General features: G+C 66.3%; 16 protein-coding genes, 1 tRNA gene and 1 pseudogene. 6 read left to right on the plus strand and 12 right to left on the minus strand.

Annotated features, from left to right (window positions below; all coding sequences use genetic code 11):
- Positions 1-27 precede the first annotated feature (27 nt).
- The 4 genes from RSO41_RS01125 to RSO41_RS01140 all read right to left on the minus strand — a co-directional run bounded on the left by RSO41_RS01125 (position 28) and on the right by RSO41_RS01140 (position 2,296).
- Positions 28-459 carry a hypothetical protein gene (locus tag RSO41_RS01125; RefSeq protein WP_315616952.1) on the minus strand — a complete coding sequence of 144 codons (432 nt, stop codon included), beginning with the start codon at positions 457-459 and terminating at the stop codon, positions 28-30.
- 135 nt (positions 460-594) lie between these two features.
- Positions 595-1,311 carry an anti-sigma factor domain-containing protein gene (locus RSO41_RS01130; protein WP_315616954.1) on the minus strand — a complete coding sequence of 239 codons (717 nt, stop codon included), beginning with the start codon at positions 1,309-1,311 and terminating at the stop codon, positions 595-597.
- Complete coding sequence (locus tag RSO41_RS01135) at positions 1,308-1,907, minus strand: sigma-70 family RNA polymerase sigma factor (protein WP_315616956.1); 600 nt, start codon at positions 1,905-1,907, stop codon at positions 1,308-1,310. Before RSO41_RS01135 ends, RSO41_RS01130 begins: the two co-directional genes overlap by 4 nt.
- Before the next feature lie 245 nt (positions 1,908-2,152).
- Positions 2,153-2,296, minus strand: coding sequence for a hypothetical protein (locus tag RSO41_RS01140; RefSeq protein WP_315616957.1), 144 nt, complete (start codon positions 2,294-2,296; stop codon positions 2,153-2,155).
- Positions 2,297-2,551: 255 nt separating this feature from the next.
- Between RSO41_RS01140 and RSO41_RS01145 the strand changes: the two genes are divergently transcribed.
- Positions 2,552-3,394, plus strand: coding sequence for a LysR substrate-binding domain-containing protein (locus RSO41_RS01145; protein ID WP_315616959.1), 843 nt, complete (start codon positions 2,552-2,554; stop codon positions 3,392-3,394).
- A 443-nt stretch (positions 3,395-3,837) separates the two neighbouring features.
- Here the strand turns inward: RSO41_RS01145 and RSO41_RS01150 are convergent, their stop codons facing one another.
- Positions 3,838-5,505 (minus strand): alkaline phosphatase, encoded by a 1,668-nt coding sequence (locus tag RSO41_RS01150; protein ID WP_315616961.1) that lies wholly within the window; start codon positions 5,503-5,505, stop codon positions 3,838-3,840.
- Between the two features lie 80 nt (positions 5,506-5,585).
- On the opposite strand from RSO41_RS01150, the gene RSO41_RS01155 reads away from it, so the two are divergent.
- Entirely contained in the window at positions 5,586-6,386 is an 801-nt protein-coding gene (locus RSO41_RS01155) for a creatininase family protein (RefSeq protein WP_315616962.1), read from the plus strand.
- On the opposite strand, the gene ribA is transcribed toward RSO41_RS01155, so the two are convergent.
- Positions 6,368-7,456: a GTP cyclohydrolase II RibA gene (ribA, locus tag RSO41_RS01160; protein WP_315616964.1), complete on the minus strand. Its 1,089-nt coding sequence runs from the start codon at positions 7,454-7,456 to the stop codon at positions 6,368-6,370. The two genes, RSO41_RS01155 and ribA, sit on opposite strands and share 19 nt — an antisense overlap.
- 202 nt (positions 7,457-7,658) lie before the next feature.
- Between ribA and RSO41_RS18450 the strand changes: the two genes are divergently transcribed.
- On the plus strand, positions 7,659-8,405 hold the full coding sequence (locus RSO41_RS18450; RefSeq protein ID WP_410000307.1) for a RibD family protein: 747 nt from the start codon (positions 7,659-7,661) through the stop codon (positions 8,403-8,405).
- Positions 8,406-8,495: 90 nt separating this feature from the next.
- Here the strand turns inward: RSO41_RS18450 and RSO41_RS18455 are convergent.
- The 5 genes and pseudogenes from RSO41_RS18455 to RSO41_RS01185 form a co-directional block, all read right to left on the minus strand.
- Positions 8,496-9,407, minus strand: a pseudogene (locus RSO41_RS18455) (lysylphosphatidylglycerol synthase transmembrane domain-containing protein); the annotation flags it as partial.
- Positions 9,404-10,291, minus strand: coding sequence for a class I SAM-dependent methyltransferase (locus RSO41_RS01170; RefSeq protein ID WP_315616968.1), 888 nt, complete (start codon positions 10,289-10,291; stop codon positions 9,404-9,406). The gene RSO41_RS01170 and the pseudogene RSO41_RS18455, both read right to left, overlap by 4 nt.
- Entirely contained in the window at positions 10,281-11,381 is a 1,101-nt protein-coding gene (locus tag RSO41_RS01175; RefSeq protein WP_315616970.1) for a glycosyltransferase family 4 protein, read from the minus strand. The genes RSO41_RS01170 and RSO41_RS01175 overlap by 11 nt, the downstream gene beginning before the upstream one ends.
- Positions 11,378-11,788, minus strand: a complete 411-nt coding sequence (locus RSO41_RS01180; protein WP_315616972.1) for a 6-carboxytetrahydropterin synthase — start codon at positions 11,786-11,788, stop codon at positions 11,378-11,380. Before RSO41_RS01180 ends, RSO41_RS01175 begins: the two co-directional genes overlap by 4 nt.
- The gene (locus tag RSO41_RS01185; RefSeq protein ID WP_315616974.1) at positions 11,788-12,804 is read right to left on the minus strand and encodes a zinc-binding alcohol dehydrogenase; all 1,017 of its coding nucleotides are present in this window, start codon (positions 12,802-12,804) and stop codon (positions 11,788-11,790) included. Before RSO41_RS01185 ends, RSO41_RS01180 begins: the two co-directional genes overlap by 1 nt.
- Before the next feature lie 180 nt (positions 12,805-12,984).
- On the opposite strand from RSO41_RS01185, the gene RSO41_RS01190 reads away from it, so the two are divergent.
- The 3 genes from RSO41_RS01190 (at position 12,985) to RSO41_RS01200 (ending at position 16,004) form a co-directional block, all read left to right on the plus strand.
- Positions 12,985-13,776, plus strand: a complete 792-nt coding sequence (locus tag RSO41_RS01190) for a CDP-alcohol phosphatidyltransferase family protein (RefSeq protein WP_315616976.1) — start codon at positions 12,985-12,987, stop codon at positions 13,774-13,776.
- Positions 13,777-13,798: 22 nt separating this feature from the next.
- Complete coding sequence (locus RSO41_RS01195; protein ID WP_315616978.1) at positions 13,799-14,440, plus strand: YceI family protein; 642 nt, start codon at positions 13,799-13,801, stop codon at positions 14,438-14,440.
- A gap of 124 nt (positions 14,441-14,564) precedes the next feature.
- A complete protein-coding gene (locus RSO41_RS01200; protein ID WP_315616980.1) occupies positions 14,565-16,004 on the plus strand; it encodes a mannose-1-phosphate guanylyltransferase/mannose-6-phosphate isomerase in 1,440 nt (479 codons plus the stop codon).
- A gap of 52 nt (positions 16,005-16,056) precedes the next feature.
- On the opposite strand, the gene RSO41_RS01205 is transcribed toward RSO41_RS01200, so the two are convergent.
- Positions 16,057-16,133 (minus strand) — tRNA-Arg (locus tag RSO41_RS01205).
- Positions 16,134-16,345: the final 212 nt, after the last annotated feature.

The raw sequence follows: 16,345 nt of genomic DNA on the forward strand, positions 1-16,345 counted from the left end.
CGCATGACGACGCCCCCGCCCACTCCCTTACTGAGCGGTGATGATGGCTGTCACCAGATCGCCATCCATCTTGACCGGGCCGTCTTCCTTGGCACCGAGGGTGTACTCGAAAACGCCTGTCTGCATGCCACCCGCTTCGCCATGAAGCATCAGCATCAACTGCTCTCCGGCCTTGACCTCTTCGGTCAGGATCGCGGTGACGTCCATGTTTTCGCCTTCCTTGAGGGGGGCATGGCCGACGACACGACCCGGCTTCTGGCTATCATCGGTGCGATGAACGACCAGCCAGCCGTTGCTGTCCGCCACGATCTTTTCCGCCGATACCGTGCCGCCGGAAACCGATTGATCGTCGGCCCAGACACCGGGATGCATGTCACCGTGCATATCGGCCTGAACCGCGGAGGCGGCCGCGAACAGCGAGACGGATACGAATGCGCTTGCCACGAGTTGTTTCATCATCATTCTCTCCTTGCTATCGGACACGACCCATCAAGAATGCAGTGCGTGTGATGGTCGTGCCCCTAGCTACGAGAGACGAGACGGAAGGTTTCAGCCCGATGCGAAAAATCGTCTCGCCGACGCCTCGACGAATGCCTAAAGATGATGCTCCGTGGGATAGAGATACCCGTGGATCGCCGGTCCCGTGGGCTGCCCGGTGGGAGAGCCGCCGGCAGGCTCGACACTGATGCCAAAGGTCGCGTTCTTGAGAAGCTCGGGCTCATAGTGGCTCAAGGCACCAGGATCCAGGCTGAGGTCATCATTCAACACGCCCACGGACCGAGGGTCGGGCCCGAGCGGGTCGGCCTTGATCCAGAGCTGGTAGGACTTGTCCGGTAGAGGTTCGGCCGCTACCGGCTGGACATTCAGTCGCTGACTGGCGAGATCGACGGTCAACATGAAGGCAGGCTGTTGATCATCCTGATGGAAGACGGCGACGAACGGTGGCGCCGTGGCTTCCCGCCCGAGGGGTGTCACCAGCAGGAGCGCCATGACCAGCGCCGCGGCGGTCGCCAGTCCGGTACCCCATTGCCAGTACCTGAGGCGCCGGCGAAGCCTGACCACCCTTGCCTCCTCCGTGTCGGCCTCCATCTGCTCGATTCGACGCTCGATTCTGGCCAGCAAATCCGGGCCGGGCGTGATGGCCTGCACCTCATCGCCCAGGGGAGCCAGACGCGACTCCCAGGCACGAATCAGCGCATCCAGTTCAGTGTCGTGCTGTCGACGATACGCCACGGATTCGCGCTCATGGGCGTCCAGCGTCCCCAGGACGAACTCCGCGGCCCGCATGTCGAGATCGTCATGGTCGGTCATGATGACAGACACCCCTTGAGTTGCTTGAGGGCACGATGCAGCCAGGTCTTGACGGTATTCACCGGTTGATCGAAATGCGTCGCCAGGTCGGCCCGCGACCAGCCATCCAGATAGGCGAGCCGGACCATATCGCGGCGCCCCTTCTCCAGCTCGTCCAGGCATGCATGGAGGCGCCGGGCGTCCTGCTCGGTTTCCAGCCGGGCCTGAGCCGTCGGCTCGACGGAAGCCACATCGTCGAGCGCCTCCTCTCGCTCCACCCGACGGGCCGGGTGCCGGCGCAATTCGTCGATGGCACCGTTACGGGCGATGGTCACCATCCAGGTGATCGATGATGCCTTCGCGGCATCGAACTGCCCTGCCTTCTGCCAGATACGGACGTAGGCGTCCTGCACCACATCGTCGGTCCACCCCCTGTGCCGGAGGATACGCAGCACCGTGCCGTAGAGTTTCGAGGAGGTCGCTGCATAGAGTTGCGCAAAGGCCTCACGATCCTTGAGTGCCACACGCTGCAGCAGACCATTGAGCCGGTCGGAGGGCGACGAGGCAGAACTCGAGGCGTCGTCACGAGCCGTGGACGAACGAAAGGCATCAGACATGCAGAGGTCTCTGGTTGTTACCTGAAACATCAATCAGCAAAGACTGTCGCCTCGGGGCAAGCCGGTCAAGCGTCCATCAGGATTATCGCGAATAACGATATCGTGCGTGAGCACACGGCATCGAGGAAGCAAAGGGAAGACAAGCAGGCGCGCACGACGCCCGACGGTGCCTGAAAGCATCACCGGACAGTGCGCGGCAGCGGGCCGACGCTCACCCGAGAGCGCGATGAGCCGGACCGGTCGAATCAGATATAGGAGTAGGGCATGCGAGACTGGAAGCTACGATAGGCGTTCTCGGTCATGGCTTCCAGCACACGGTAGGCCATCTTGCCGAAACGCTTGAGCAGGGGCAGACGGTCGGTACGTTCAACAACGGTGGTAGTTGTCATGGCATTCGAACCTGTGCGTCGATGGGTGTGCCGTGAATTATACCTTGGTCTATAAACTTTAGTCTAATTTCTGTGCATGCCCGTCGCCGGGCCCGCGTCCCGACCGGCAACCGGACGGGCGCCATTCGACAGCGTCACGTTCACCAGGGCAGCGCCCGAACGGCTCGTCTTCTATCATGGAAGCGAATTCATATAACGAAGCCATCAAGATACATGATGAACAGCCCGCCCCCTCACAGGCCTCTGGACCTTGTCGTGCTCAATACCTTTGTCAGCGTCGTGGACAAGGGAGGGTTTACCGCTGCAGCCGAGCAGTTGAACATGGCGCAATCCACCGTCAGTGCTCACATGAGGCGCCTGGAGGACACCCTGAACTGTCGGCTGCTGCAGCGAGGGCAAAAGGCCGCGACCCCCACACCATCCGGTGAACGACTTCTCGCTCATGCGCGTCAGATGCTGCGTCAGAATGCCCTGGCATGGCAGGACCTGCACGAGCGTCGACTCGGAGGGGCCGTACGTCTCGGTATTCCGGATGACTACGTCGTCTACCTGCCCGACGCACTGTCGGAGTTCGAGGCCCTGTTTCCCGGGGTCGAGCTGGAAGTACGCTGCGGCCTGAGTATCGACCTGGTGCAGGACGTCAAGACAGGGGCCCTGGACCTGGCCATCGCGACACGCCAACCCAGCAGCCCGGGCGGGGAAGTGCTGCGCCGCGAACCGATGGTGTGGGCAGGTGCCGCCGGCTACGATACCCACCACCGTTCGCCCTTGCCGCTCGCGGTTTCCAGGGAGGGCGTATGCATCTTCAGGGAGCGTGCCATTGCAGCCCTCGATGCGGCCGGTATCGACTGGCGGATTGCCTATGCCAGCCCCAGTCTCTCGGGCCTTTCCGCCGCCGTTCGGGCAGGCCTGGCCATAACAGTGCTGACACCCTCCATGCTGGGGCCAGAACTACGCGTGCTGGGCACGAACGAGGGATTGCCCGACCTTCAGGACATCGAAATCACGCTGCACCGAAGTCCGGGACGACCCAGTGAGGCAACGCAACAGCTTGCTCACCAGCTTCAAGCGCATATCAAAGGGAATCAGCCTCGTTAGGGCAACGCTGAACAAATCGCCGAGCATAGTGAAGGCAAGGCCCGTTCCCTTGTTGACGGGGCTGTCAAGGTGGGTGAGAATATGAAGACGACTCAGCCCTGTACGCAGCGATTCAGTTCACTGGCAGTCGGGGTGAAGAAACCGGCCATCGTGCCGGTTTCTTCGTTTTCAAGGACTCGATCCCGTGCAGACTGTCTTCTTCATCGACGGGTACAACGTATTCTATGGGCTACTGGCAGGCACGCCGTACAAGTGGCTCGACCTCCCGTCCTTGCTCAGTGCCATCCTTCACGAGCACGACCCCCGCGGTCGAGTGGCAGGCGTCCACTACTTCACCTCTCCCGTGCAGCCGGCTCTGGCCACACGCGGCCTTTACCTGAGCGCGTACACACGCGCAAGAAACCAGCCGACAAACCTGATTACTGGTAGATTGCAAGCCATGGTCATTCACCTGGCTGCCACTGGCAAGCCGGCAGGGTGCCATGACGCGGCATAGCGGCAACCTCTGCATCACCCTCACCATCGGCGAAGTGCCGCTGGAGCCAGTGCCGCCAGCAGGCCATGGTCGAGGAAGCGGGTGTCGCGGCAGGGATCAGGCCATCGCGAAACCCGTGCTCCAGGAAAGGAGCGACGAACTCGGTATCACGGCTGAACAGGTGCACGGGAACGTCCGGGCTGGCGCCGGTTCCCGTCACCACCGGCGCCGCGGGGTGGTCGCCCATCACCATGACCAGACCGTCATCGTCGAGGTAGCGTTCGACCCACGCCAGCGTCACCCTGAGGGAGTAACGGACCGCTTCGGCGTAATGACGCCGCACCTCGTTCATGTCCTGCCACAGGACCTCGGGCTCGGGCCCCGCGTCCGCCCAGCGCCGAAAGCCACTGCCATCGCCGATGGCCGCCCAGTCGCGCACGGGCAGGATCGGCGTCCAGGGAGCATGGCTGCTGATCAGCGCCACCTGGGCGAAGACAGGCGCATCCTGATTGTCGAGCCAGCGTGTCGCCAGCGTCTTCAGGCTGTATTGATCGGGCATGGTGACCCAGTGCAGCGAAGGCCCCGCATAGCCCATGCCCTCGGCATCGACCAGGGTATCGAAACCATAGGCCCGCCCCTCCGGCCAGGCCTGGGTAATCGCCGGCATCAGCGCCAGGGTATGGTGCCCCGTCGCGGCGAAGTCCTGCACCAGGGAGCCTCGCCGACTCTTCAACAACAGCCGGTAATCCAGGCCATCATCGATGGTCAGCCCGCTGAGCACGCTGGCATGGGCCAGCCAGGACTGCCCGCCCCGCACGGGCGAACGCAAGCGGCCGGAGGCGCTGGCGATGCCCTGGTCGGCCAGCGCGTGCGATGCCTGCTTCAGGGTATCCCGCAGCGAGGCCGCGTCCTCCTCGAGCAGCGACATGCCGTAGGACTCGATGAAGATCAGCACCACATCTCGCCCCTGTAGCCCCGGCAGGGCCGTTACTTCCGGCTGCCGACGGCGCTGGCGCTGCTCGAAGCGCCGTCGCGCCGCGAGGGTTCGAGGCAGCTGCTCGACCTGCTCGACCACCACGGATGCCAGGGGGAAATCGATTCCCGGCCGAGGGGCGTCGCGCAGATAGCCCGCACCCAGCGCGGCACCTGCCAGGCCCACCATGCCGGCGGAGCGCCAGAGCCGGCGCAAGCGAGATGTCCGCGCACTCGCCGAACAGGCCCCGCCCAGCAACCGCGCCACGACCCAGACGAGCCCCGCCAACCCCGCTAACATCATGGCCACGACCAACAGGGCCGGCAGATTCCCCAGGTTGGAGGCCAACAGCTGATAGCCCGCCGACAACAGGGAGGCATCCAGCCAGACGTTCAGTTCACGCCCGAAGATGGCGAAGGTCGCTCCTTCGGCAAGACACAGGGTCACCGCCAGCGTCAGCATGGCCGCGATGCTGCCCATCAGAGCTCGCCGCGGCGGCAGCCAGAGCAGCAATACCGCCAGCAGCACGACATCCAGGGGCACGCGCAGCAGCCCGTCGACACCCGCCCCGATGCCGTTCTCGCCAGCCATGACCGCCAGCATCAGCAGGCCGCCAAGACGCGCCAGCAGCCACAGCAGCATCACGATACCCAGCCACTTCATGCCTGATGCACCTCGCCACGGCCCACTCCCGGCGAGTAGAGTCGGCATTCACGATCACCGCCAAGGGAGTTGCGACCACCATGGCCATCCATCACTGGACATCGCTCCATGCCCCCGATGTGCCCTCCCTGACGGGAGCCGACAGTGTCGCCGTGATGGTGCTCGGTGCCATCGAGCAGCATGGCGCTCACCTGCCGCTGTCGACGGACCTGGATATCGGCGAGGGGCTGCTCGACGAGGCGCTGCGTCACGTCGCGCCCGACCGTTCGGTGTTCGTCCTGCCGCCCCTGAGTGTGGGCGCCAGCGAGGAGCACAGCGACTTCCCGGGCACGCTGTCGCTGCCCGCACCAGTGGCCCAGTCCATCCTCGAGGCGATGGGCGACAACCTCGCGTGCAGCGGCATCCGTCGCCTGATGCTGATCAACAGCCATGGCGGCAACCAGGCCATCATGCAGCAGGCCGCCCTGACACTGCGTCGACGTCACGGCATGCTGGTGGTCAAGGCCCCCTACATGACGCTCGCCCCGCCGGATGACTGTCTGCCCCGGGAGGAGCTGGTTCACGGGCTGCACGGCGGGGCACTGGAAACGGCGATGATGCTGCACCTCCACCCCGACCGGGTGCGACGAGACGCCCTCGGTCACCCGCCTTCCGTGGGCGAGCGACTGGCCGCCCGCCAGGCGCGCCTCGGACCCGAAGGCGACGCCTCCTTCGCCTGGCTGGCACAGGACCTCCACCCCGGTGGCGTAGTAGGCAATGCCGCCCTGGCTACCGACGCGCTTGGGCAACAACTGGTATCTCACTTCGGCCGAGCCCTGGCGGAGGTTCTCGATGACACGGCACGGTTCGATATCACGGACTTTCACGCCGAATCGTCCTGATCGAGGATGTGTTCGAGCCAATGGCCGGCACGGCCGGCCTTGGCGGCGAGATAGGCCCGGTTCTGCGGGGTGACCCGCCCATAGATGCCCTGGCGCTTCGTCACCTCGATGCCGGCCTCCATCAACGCCGCCATCTTGCGCGGGTTGTTGGTCAGCAGCTGGACACGCCCGACCCCCAGGTCCCGGAGCATGGCCACGGCCGCCCCGTAACGGCGTTCGTCATGACCGAAGCCCAGGCAGCCATCCGCGTCCAGGGTATCCAGTCCGGTATCCTGCAGGCCGATGGCACGCAGCTTGTTGGCCAGCCCGATGCCCCGCCCTTCCTGATCCAGGTACAGCAACACCCCGCCGCCCAGCTCGCGAATGCCGGTCACCGCATTGCGCAGCTGCTCGCCGCAGTCACAGAGCAGGCTGGCGAACAGGTCGCCTGTCAGGCACGCCGAGTGCAGGCGGATCGGCACCGCCTCGGGCCAGTCGTCGGGTTGGCCGATGACGATCGCCAGGTGCTCGCGCATGCCATCCATCTCGCGGAACAGGATGAACCGGGTGACCTCGGCATCGGCCAGGGGCACCGAGGCGTCGCTGACCCGTACCACCTCATGACTCAGCCGACCCAGCGTCCGCTGTGCCTCGGCGGCATCGAGCGTCAGCAGCGTGCCGGATGCCACCAACCGGGCGATCTCGTCACGGCGCCCGTGGCGAGGGGCGGCGACCACGGCCGCCGGCACCAGCAAGCCCCGGCGCATCATGTCCAGGGCGACGCATTCCGCCGATGTCGCGGGTACCGCTGCGTCATGGGCTGGCAGCTCATCACGCCCAGGATCCAGGCGCTCGCCGGACTCGGTCAGTACCAGCGACACCGTATCGCTCGGGGCCTCGAGCCCCGATGCTTCCAGACGGTGGCGCGTAACCACCAGCCTCGGTCCCTCGCCACAGCACTCGAGCAGGGTCGACAGCTCACCCTCATGATGCCCCTCGACAGGGCGCACCAGACGGTCACCCTCGGCGGCGGTCAGCAACACGGGAACGCCTCGCCGTAGATCGAAGATGGCTCTTTCCAGCTGATACATGGCGCTATCCTCTCGCAGTCGTACTGGCCCGGTTGCCCTTGGCGGGCGATCCCCGCATGATGGTTCGGCCCCCTCGGAAGGAGCCCTGATGACCTGTTCCACGCCCCGTGTCGACGCCTGCTGGCAGGCCCTGCTGAGCGCGCGTGATCACGACTGGTCGTCGGGCCCCCTGGCCGTGGATCTCGCCCCGGGCCGCCTGACGATGACGGGCGATGCGACCTGGCGCGCCGACCCCGAACTCGATGCCGACAGTGCCGACCTGCTCGATGCCCTGCTGCCCATCCTGTGTGCCCCGGCGGGCTGCGTCATCGGCCAGCTGGGACAGAGCCTGGATGGACGCATCGCGACCCGGACCGGGCATTCCCACTACATCAACGGCATCGCAGCGCGCACGCATCTGCATCGGTTGCGGGCCCTGGCCGACGCCGTGGTGGTCGGCGCCGGTACCGTCGCCGCGGACGACCCGGCGTTGACCGTGCGGCATGTCCCGGGCCCCCATCCGCTGCGCGTGGTGATCGACCCCAAGGGGCGGCTCGCCGAGCATCATCGTCTGTTCACCGATGGCGAGGCCCGAACCCTTCACCTGGTGGCGCCCGGCGCTCTCCCCGATGGCGGTGCGGCACACCGGCATGCGGCACACCTGCAACGAGAGGAGCTGGCCGTCGCTCCCGATGGCGCCCTGGCCCGGGCGGTCATCGTCCGGTTGCGCGAGGCGGGATTTCGACGCGTCCTGATCGAGGGCGGCAGTACCACCCTGTCGCACTTTCTGGCGGCGGATGGCCTGGACCGCCTGCACCTGCTCGTCGCCCCCTTGTTGATCGGCTCGGGCAAGACCGGCCTGAACCTGCCGCCCATCGATACCCTGGGCGACGCGCGACGTCCGACCTGCCGCCGCTTTTCGCTGGGGGCCGACACCCTCTTCGACCTCGCGCTTCGCGGAGAACGATGAGAAGGCCGGCGAGCCGGTACCTGAAGATCGATCGGTCCGCGGCGTCATGACCACGACCAGCAGCACCAGGGCACCGGGCAGGCTCGACAGCAGCACCAGCAACCCGTACGCCAGCGACACCGCCACGCCATCGGCGCTGGACAGGCCGACCAGCGGCCAGACCAGGGCCGCGGCGCCTTCCCGCCACCCCCAGCCGGCGAGGCTCAACGGCATCACCATGGCCAGCAACAGCAAGGGGGCCAACGCCAGCAGGGTACTCGTCGGTGTCGCTATCCCGATGGCACGCGCGGCACAGACCATCACCAGGCCATAGCTGAGAACCGTGGCGCTCGAGACCAGGAGGTGAAGGCTCAATGGCCGGGGAGTCAGCAGGCTGCGTCGAAGATCCTGCCATGCCCCGGCAACGATGGCGGGCCATGGCCGCTCCCGCCGCAGCCCGGCGCCGGAGCGCCAGACCAGCAAACCACCACCGACGACGGCGCACGCCACGACGGCGGCCCAGCCGAGACCGCCGGCGGAGATCGCCAGCTGGCTTCGCCAGGGTTGCCATGACGGCAGCAGCCCCAGACTCGCTACCACCAGCATGGCCAGCGCGACCTGTCCCGAGACCCGTTCGATGAACACTGCCCGAAGCGCCTGCTGACGGCGCCGATCGCCCCAGGCCGGCCCCGCCTGCCGGGCATGGCGCCAGGCGCGGGTCGCATCGCCAGCCATGCCACCCGGGAGAATCTGGTTGAGAAAGGACGCCAGATAGTACTCCTGAAGGGCCTGCCAACCACCCATGCGCAGCCCCAGGCAACGCAGGGTGTACCACCAGCGCCAGGCGGACATGGCCACCTGGGGCACGGAGATCGCCAGTCCCGCCGCGACCCAGGCGAACTGGACATCCTCGAAGCGCACGCCGACCCGGTCACCATCGACGAGATGATAGACCAGCGCGACCGCTGCCAGCACGATGGCCCAGCGCGCCCCGAGCGCCGCCCATGACAGGCCCCGGATCATCGGCGCGCCACCCCGGTGGGCGTGATGGGCCCCGGCAGGGCCAACAGATCCCGATGCCCGACCCGTATTGTCAGTTCTCCCCGACGCCAGCACGCCAGCCGCGCCGCATGCCAGTCCCGGATGGCATCGGCGGCCTCGGGTGCCTGCTCGCATGCGGCCGAGCGCCAGCCGTCGAGCAGCGCTTCCCCGAGGGCCCGATCATCGGGCCCCTGCAGCACCCAGGGGCTGTCGGCCAGGTACAGCCGATAGCCGCATGCCTCGAGCGCCGACGCCATCACGGCCGGCGCCTGTCCGCCCAGTGCCTGCCCCACGCCCTTGTCGGTGGCTTGATGGTCGCGATAGACACGACGCACCCGTTGATCCTCGCGCGTCCATTCCCGGGAGGCGGGGCCGTGGATGTCCAGCCGCCAGTCCCCGTTCACGCTCAATGCCATCAGCACCGCGACCCGGTGCCGGCTCGCGGCCTCCGCCAGCGTCGTGACCCAGGGATGCGACATCAGATCGAGCAATGCCGACGCGGTCAGCAGGTCCGTCCCATCGAGCCATGCCGCCAGCTCGCCGGGCCGGCCCCCCCAGCGGCCCATGTCGACGCAGCGTGCCTCCGCCTCGTATGGCGCGACGTCCGCCATCGCAATATCCAGCAGCGCCGCATCCTGGTCGACCAGCGTCCAGTGCTGAGGCATCGCCAGACGGGGGCCGAGATAGCGCAGGTTGCTGCCGCTCCCCGTCCCGAGGTCGAGCACCTTCAGCGGCCGCCGAGTCGCGGCCCGGCGCTCCGCCAGCCAGGCTACCGCCAGCTCGTTGAGCCGCTCGGCACGGGAACGCGCATCGACGGGCTCGCGAAGCGCCAGCCATGACGCGGCAAAACGGGCATCATCGCTCATCGACGACTCCCGCCGGCGCCCCGGGCGAGCCGGCAAGGCTCTCGGCAAAGCGTTCCACCGTTCGCTCCCAGCCAGCCAGCGCCAGCCGGCCGTGGGCCGCACCGCGCCGCCTGGCGTCTCGCTCGTCGTTCGACCACCATTGCGCGATGGCCGCGGCAAATGCCTCGCTGCAGCCGGGTTCGACACGCCAGGCAGCCTCCGGGGGAACCGTATCGCGCAGTGCCCCGCCGAGGGTCGAGACCAGCGGCAGCCCCCGGGCCAACGCCTCCGTCACGACCATGCCATAGCCTTCGTAGAGCGACGGCACCAGCACCAGGTCCGCCTCGTGGTAACACCGCGCCAGCGCCGTCTCGTTCACGCACCCTGCCATTCTCACTCTGTCCTGCAGGCCGAGCGCCACGATATCCCGCCGGATTGCCTGGCTTTCCTCGGGCGCACGGCGATCATCGCCGACGCATTCGAGCCGCCAGGGGCGATGACGCAGCATCGCCAAGGCTTCCAGCATGACGCGATGGCCCTTGCGCGGAGTCAGCGTCGCCACACACAGCAACCTCGGCGTCTCGGCAGCCCTCGACGGCCAGGCGCCTCGAGCCAGGGGGGCCGGCGCCACACCGGGCTCCACCACCTCGATGGGCTTACGGGTGACGCCCAGCTCGACGAGGCGGCGCGCGGTGAATCGGCTCGTCACGACAAGGCGGTGCACTCGCGCCAGCACATCGACCTCGTGCCTGTGCAGGCGTCGACGTGCCGCCTCGTCGAGGCCGGTTTCGTCGCCGAGCGGATGATGCACCAGGGCCGTGATACGCAGTCGCCCGAGGTGCGGTGTCACCACGTCCCCCAGGTTGCCCAGGGCGAGGCCGTCGATCACCACCTCGTCGCCATCCTGCCGAGCCTCGAGGGCCGCCTGCAGGGCCTCCCGGGCCGGCCGATCACCCTCGGGAAAGGTCCCCTCGAGCTCGTCGACGGCAACATCCCATCCGATCGCCCGCAGCCCATCGACGATGCGGGCATCATAGCGATAGCCGCCCGTCGCCTGACGCAGCGGCCCGGGCACGATGACGGCCAGCCGAGGCGCGCCGGAAAGGCTCACGTCTCCCAATCGAGTGACCCCTCGTAGCTGGCCCAGGCGATATGCGATTCATGGAGCGTCACCTTCATGTCACTCAACCCCTTGGCCCCCTCGCCCAGGCGTCCGTCCGTGATGGCCCAGGCCATGCGCTGAAAGACCGCCTGCGCCATGAACTCGGTCGTGGTATTGCGCCCTTGAAACGCCTCGTGATCGTCCAGATTGGACAGGGTGAACTCCTTCAACACGGTGCTCAGCGTCTCGCTGGCGAGCCCGATATCCACCACCAGGTCGTGCTCATCGAGCGCCGGTCGAAAAAAGCTGACGTCTACCACGTAGGTGGCGCCATGAAGCTTCCGTGCCGGTCCGAATACGTCGTCATGAAAGCTGTGGGCGATCATCATGTGATCGCGTACGGTCAGGCTGAACATCAAGCGCTCCTTTCGGAATGGCCATCGTCTTCATCTTGGGCGCCGTAGCGCACGACCTGGCAGAGGGTCTCGCTGTGCGGTGAAGTGACGCTCGCCATTACCCACGGCAGATCCTCGAACGCACAGGAAGGTTCCAGCAACGCCTCGAATCGTGGATCGGCGAGCAGCTCCATGGCCAGGGCAAGGCGACGCTGGCCGCCCCACCTGGCGGCACGATCGGCGCGCGGATGGCCGACCTGCGAGGCCAGCAGCGAGAGCCGCCGGGAGTGAAAGGCCTGGCCCAGCGGGAGTTCGACGTCGCGTGTGCCGTACCAGCTCATCTCGATGACCCGCGCCTCATTGCCGGCCAGGACCAGGGCCTGACGCAGGCCCGCGGCGCTGCCGCTGGTGTGGAAGACCAGGTCGCAGTTTTCCGGCGCGTCGTCCGGCAGGCGGAACCTTACCCCGAGCTGTCGGGCCAGCCGCTCACGCGCCGGGTTGATGTCCACCAGGGTGACGTCGGCGCCCGGGATATCGACCGCCAGGGCAGCGACCAGGGCCCCCACCACCCCGGCGCCGAGCACGCAGATGCGATCACCGATGACCGGCGCCGCATCCCAGAGCGCATTGACGGCCGTCTCCATGTTGGCACCGAGCACGCCCCGACGCGCCGGCACCCCGTCGGGAAGGGGCAGGACCGACGCCTCGGGGACGACATAACGATCCTGATGAGGAAAGAGGCAGAACACCTCGCGCCCCAGCAGAGGCGATGGCCCCTGCACTACCCGTCCCACGCTCGCATAGCCGTACTTGAGCGCGTCATTGAACTCGCCTTCCTGGAAGGGCGCGCGCATCCGCTGATATTCGGTCTCGGGTATCCGGCCATGGAACACCAGCGATTCCGTCCCACGGCTGATCGCGCTGTATAGCGACTCGACCAGCACCTCGCCCTCACCGGGCTCGGTCAGCGACTCCTGCCGCAGTTCGCCTCGCGGCCCCGGGACTCGCCAGAATGCCCTGGCCTGCATCACTGCCATGGATTCCCTCGCCTCTCTGCTCGTTCCGATCGATTCGGCCTGCTGATTGCCATCCTCTCACAGGCTTGGACTAAAACTATACAGATCATGTACAAAATCTACACACAGGAATAGCGCATCGACGCATTCATTGCCACACTCACAGGGTAGGCGCTCAACGCTCAGGAGCCGCATAGCGTGATGAAAGACACCGCAAGTGACGGTCGCGACGTACAAGGCTGGTGCAAGGAACGTCGCGGCATTCGCATCGAACAGGGAGCCGACACGAGGCGAATCTGGCCGGATCTCGCCATCGGCTTGGTGCTGGCCGTCGGCATCAGCCTCGCGCTCTGGCCGAGACACGAGGCGCCCGGCGCGCTGGGAGCGGCACTCGTGGCGCAACTCGCGCTCAGTGCCTTGGTCGTTGTGGCCTGGACACGCGAGCTGCCCGGTTTCGGCTGGGCCAACCGCGTCACCCTGCTGCGTGGCGCCCTCATTACCGCCCTGACCGGCATGGCCCTGGCCCCCCTGTTCCGTTCCGGCGCCGAGACCGAGACGCTATGGCCGCTGAGCGCTCTCGCCCTGCTCGCTCTCCTTCTCGATGGGCTGGACGGCTGGGTGGCCCGTCGCACGCAGACCATGACGCACTTCGGGGCACGCTTCGACATGGAGCTGGATGCCTTCCTGATCCTGCTGCTGTGCATTGCCTTGATCACCCACGACAAGATGGGACCCTGGGTACTGGCGCTCGGCGGCATGCGCTACGCCTTCGTCGTCTCGGGCAGGCTGTGGCCCTGGCTGGCCGCCCCCCTGCCGGAGAGCCGACGGCGCAAGGCGATCTGCGTGATACAGGTCGGCGCCCTGCTCGTCGCCTGCAGCCCTTTCGCCGGCCCCTTGATGACCCCGTTCCTGCTGGCCCTTGCCATGACCCTGCTGGGTGCCTCTTTCCTGCGCGACATTCACTGGCTCTGGCAACGGCATCGCAGCCCTTGACCCATCCATGAGGAGGCCTCCCATGCGAATTCCCCTACGAACACCGTCCCCTGCCATGGTCGTCATTCCCTTCAAGAGGACCCTGTTCTGGCTGCTGGTCCCCATGATGCTCGCGCTGCCGACCCTCGGCGCGGCGGAGCCACGCACCTACCACATCGATCCGGCACATTTTTCGGTGAGCTTCTCCGTGGATCACGTCGACTATGCCGACGTGATCGGCCTGTTTCTCGAGGCAGAAGGCGAGTTCGTCTATGACGAGCAGCGCCAGACACTGACGTCGGGCTCGGCCACCATCCAGGCCGACAGCCTCTTTACCAACCACCAGCGCCGCGACGAGCACGTCAAGGACGATGATTTCCTGGACGTCGACCGCTACCCCACCATCGAATTCGTGGCCGACGAGCTCACCGACGTCGAGGACAATCGCGGCACCCTGACCGGCAACCTGACGATGCTTGGCGAGACACACCCGGTAACGCTCGACGTGCGGCTCAACAAGGCGGATCGCTACCCCTTCGGGCATGAAGAACACACCCTGGGCATCTCGGCCACCACCGAGTTGAACCGCAGCGAATGGGGCATGGACTACGCGGTGGACAACGGCCTGGTGGGCGATACGGTGGCAGTGAGACTGGAGTTCGAGGCCATACGGCAACCCGAGTGATGGACACACTTCGTGGCCCGGGCCTCGATGGATCGAGACACGCCGAGTGATGCCCGGCTGGCCCGCTTGCCGGCAGGGCGATACAGTGCCGCTTGAAGTCAGGCGTCCGCCAAAGGGTCCCTACATGCATATCGTCATCATCGCCGGGGGAACCGGCTCGCGCCTATGGCCGCTCTCCCGAGAGGCCCACCCCAAACCCTTTCTCAAGGTGGACGGCGATGCTTCGCTGCTGCAGAAAACCTTCCTCAGGGGGCAGTCCGCCGGTCCGGTGGAGAGCGTCACCACGGTTACCCATCGCGAGTTGTTCTTTCGTACCGACGAGGAGTACCGGGCACTATCGCCTCGCCAGCCCCTGCACTATCTGCTGGAACCCTTCGGCCGCAATACCGCTCCCGCCATTTGCGGCGCGGCACTGGAGCTGCAACATCGCTACGGCGACGACGCCCGGATGCTGGTACTGCCGGCCGACCAACTGGTGCAGGACGAGGCCGCCTTCCGCCGCGCGGTCGCCGATGCCATGGAGGCCGCCAAGAGGGGCCGGCTGGTGACCTTCGGCATCCAGCCGACACGGGCGGAAACCGGCTTCGGCTACATCGAGACGGGAGCCCCCCTGCCCTCGACCGCTGGCACGGCTCTCGAGGTCGTGCGCTTCATCGAAAAACCCGATCGCGCAACGGCCGAATACTACCTGGCCGGTGGCCGACACTTGTGGAACTCGGGCATGTTCTGCTTTCGGGTCGACAGCCTGTTGGCAGAGCTGGACACGCATGCCCCGGCGCTGCTCCGGGCAACGCAAGCGGCTCTGGCGTCGGCACGCCGCAGCGAAGGCGAGGCGCACAGCCTGGCGCACCTGGATGCCGAACATTTTGACGCCGTGGTGGGCGAGTCGATCGACCACGCCCTCATGGAGAAATCCTCCCGGGTGGCCGTGGTACCTTGCGAACCGGGTTGGCGCGATGTCGGTTCCTGGCAGGCCATGGCCGAGCTCGCGGAACCCGATGAGCAGGGCAACAGCGTACTGGGCGATGCGGAACTGGAGGATACGCAAAACTGCTATATCCACAGCCGGCATGGCCTGACCGCCACCCTCGGCGTGCGGGACCTGGTGATCGTGGATACGCCCGATGCGTTGCTGGTCGCCCACAAGGACCGCAGCCAGGATGTGAAGACCATCACCGAGCGCCTCGAAGCAAGGGACAAGGGGTGGCAACGGTGCCATGGCAAGGTGCATCGCCCCTGGGGCACCTACACGGTGCTGGAAGAAGGGAGCCGCTTCAAGATCAAGCGCATCGAAGTCAAACCCGGCGCCTCACTGTCCCTGCAGATGCATTACCACCGCAATGAGCACTGGATCGTGGTCAGCGGTACTGCCAGGGTGATCCATGAGGACGAGGACGCGCTGTTGCGCACCAACGAATCCACTTACATTCCCGCGGGTCACCGGCACCGCCTCGAGAACCCGGGCCTCGTTCCCCTGGTGATGATCGAGGTACAGAGCGGTGACTACCTGGGCGAGGACGACATCCTGCGCTTCGAGGACGATTACGGGCGCTGTGGGCCGTAACGAAAAACGGCCACCGCTGCCAAGAGCCAGGTGACCGTTTTTACTACCATTCTGGCGCGCCCTAAAGGATTCGAACCTTTGACCTTCGCCTCCGGAGGGCGACGCTCTATCCAGCTGAGCTAAGGGCGCGAATTTTCCAACTTGTCGGAGCCCAGGTGGCTCCGCTCGCCGGCAGTGCTTTGCACTGCTGACGCTCCCCTCAGGCGTTGCCTTCGGGTCCTGCCGATCGCCTTGCATGGCGCTCGGCGCTTCGCCGGGCAGAAGCCTTGCTTCTGCAGTTCCGGCTACGCCCAGCTGAGCTAAGGGCGCGAATTTCCCCAACTCTCGCTGACAGTGCTTGA

The organism is Halomonas sp. I1 (assembly GCF_032334135.1).
In the GTDB taxonomy this organism is placed as follows: Bacteria; Pseudomonadota; Gammaproteobacteria; order Pseudomonadales; family Halomonadaceae; genus Halomonas.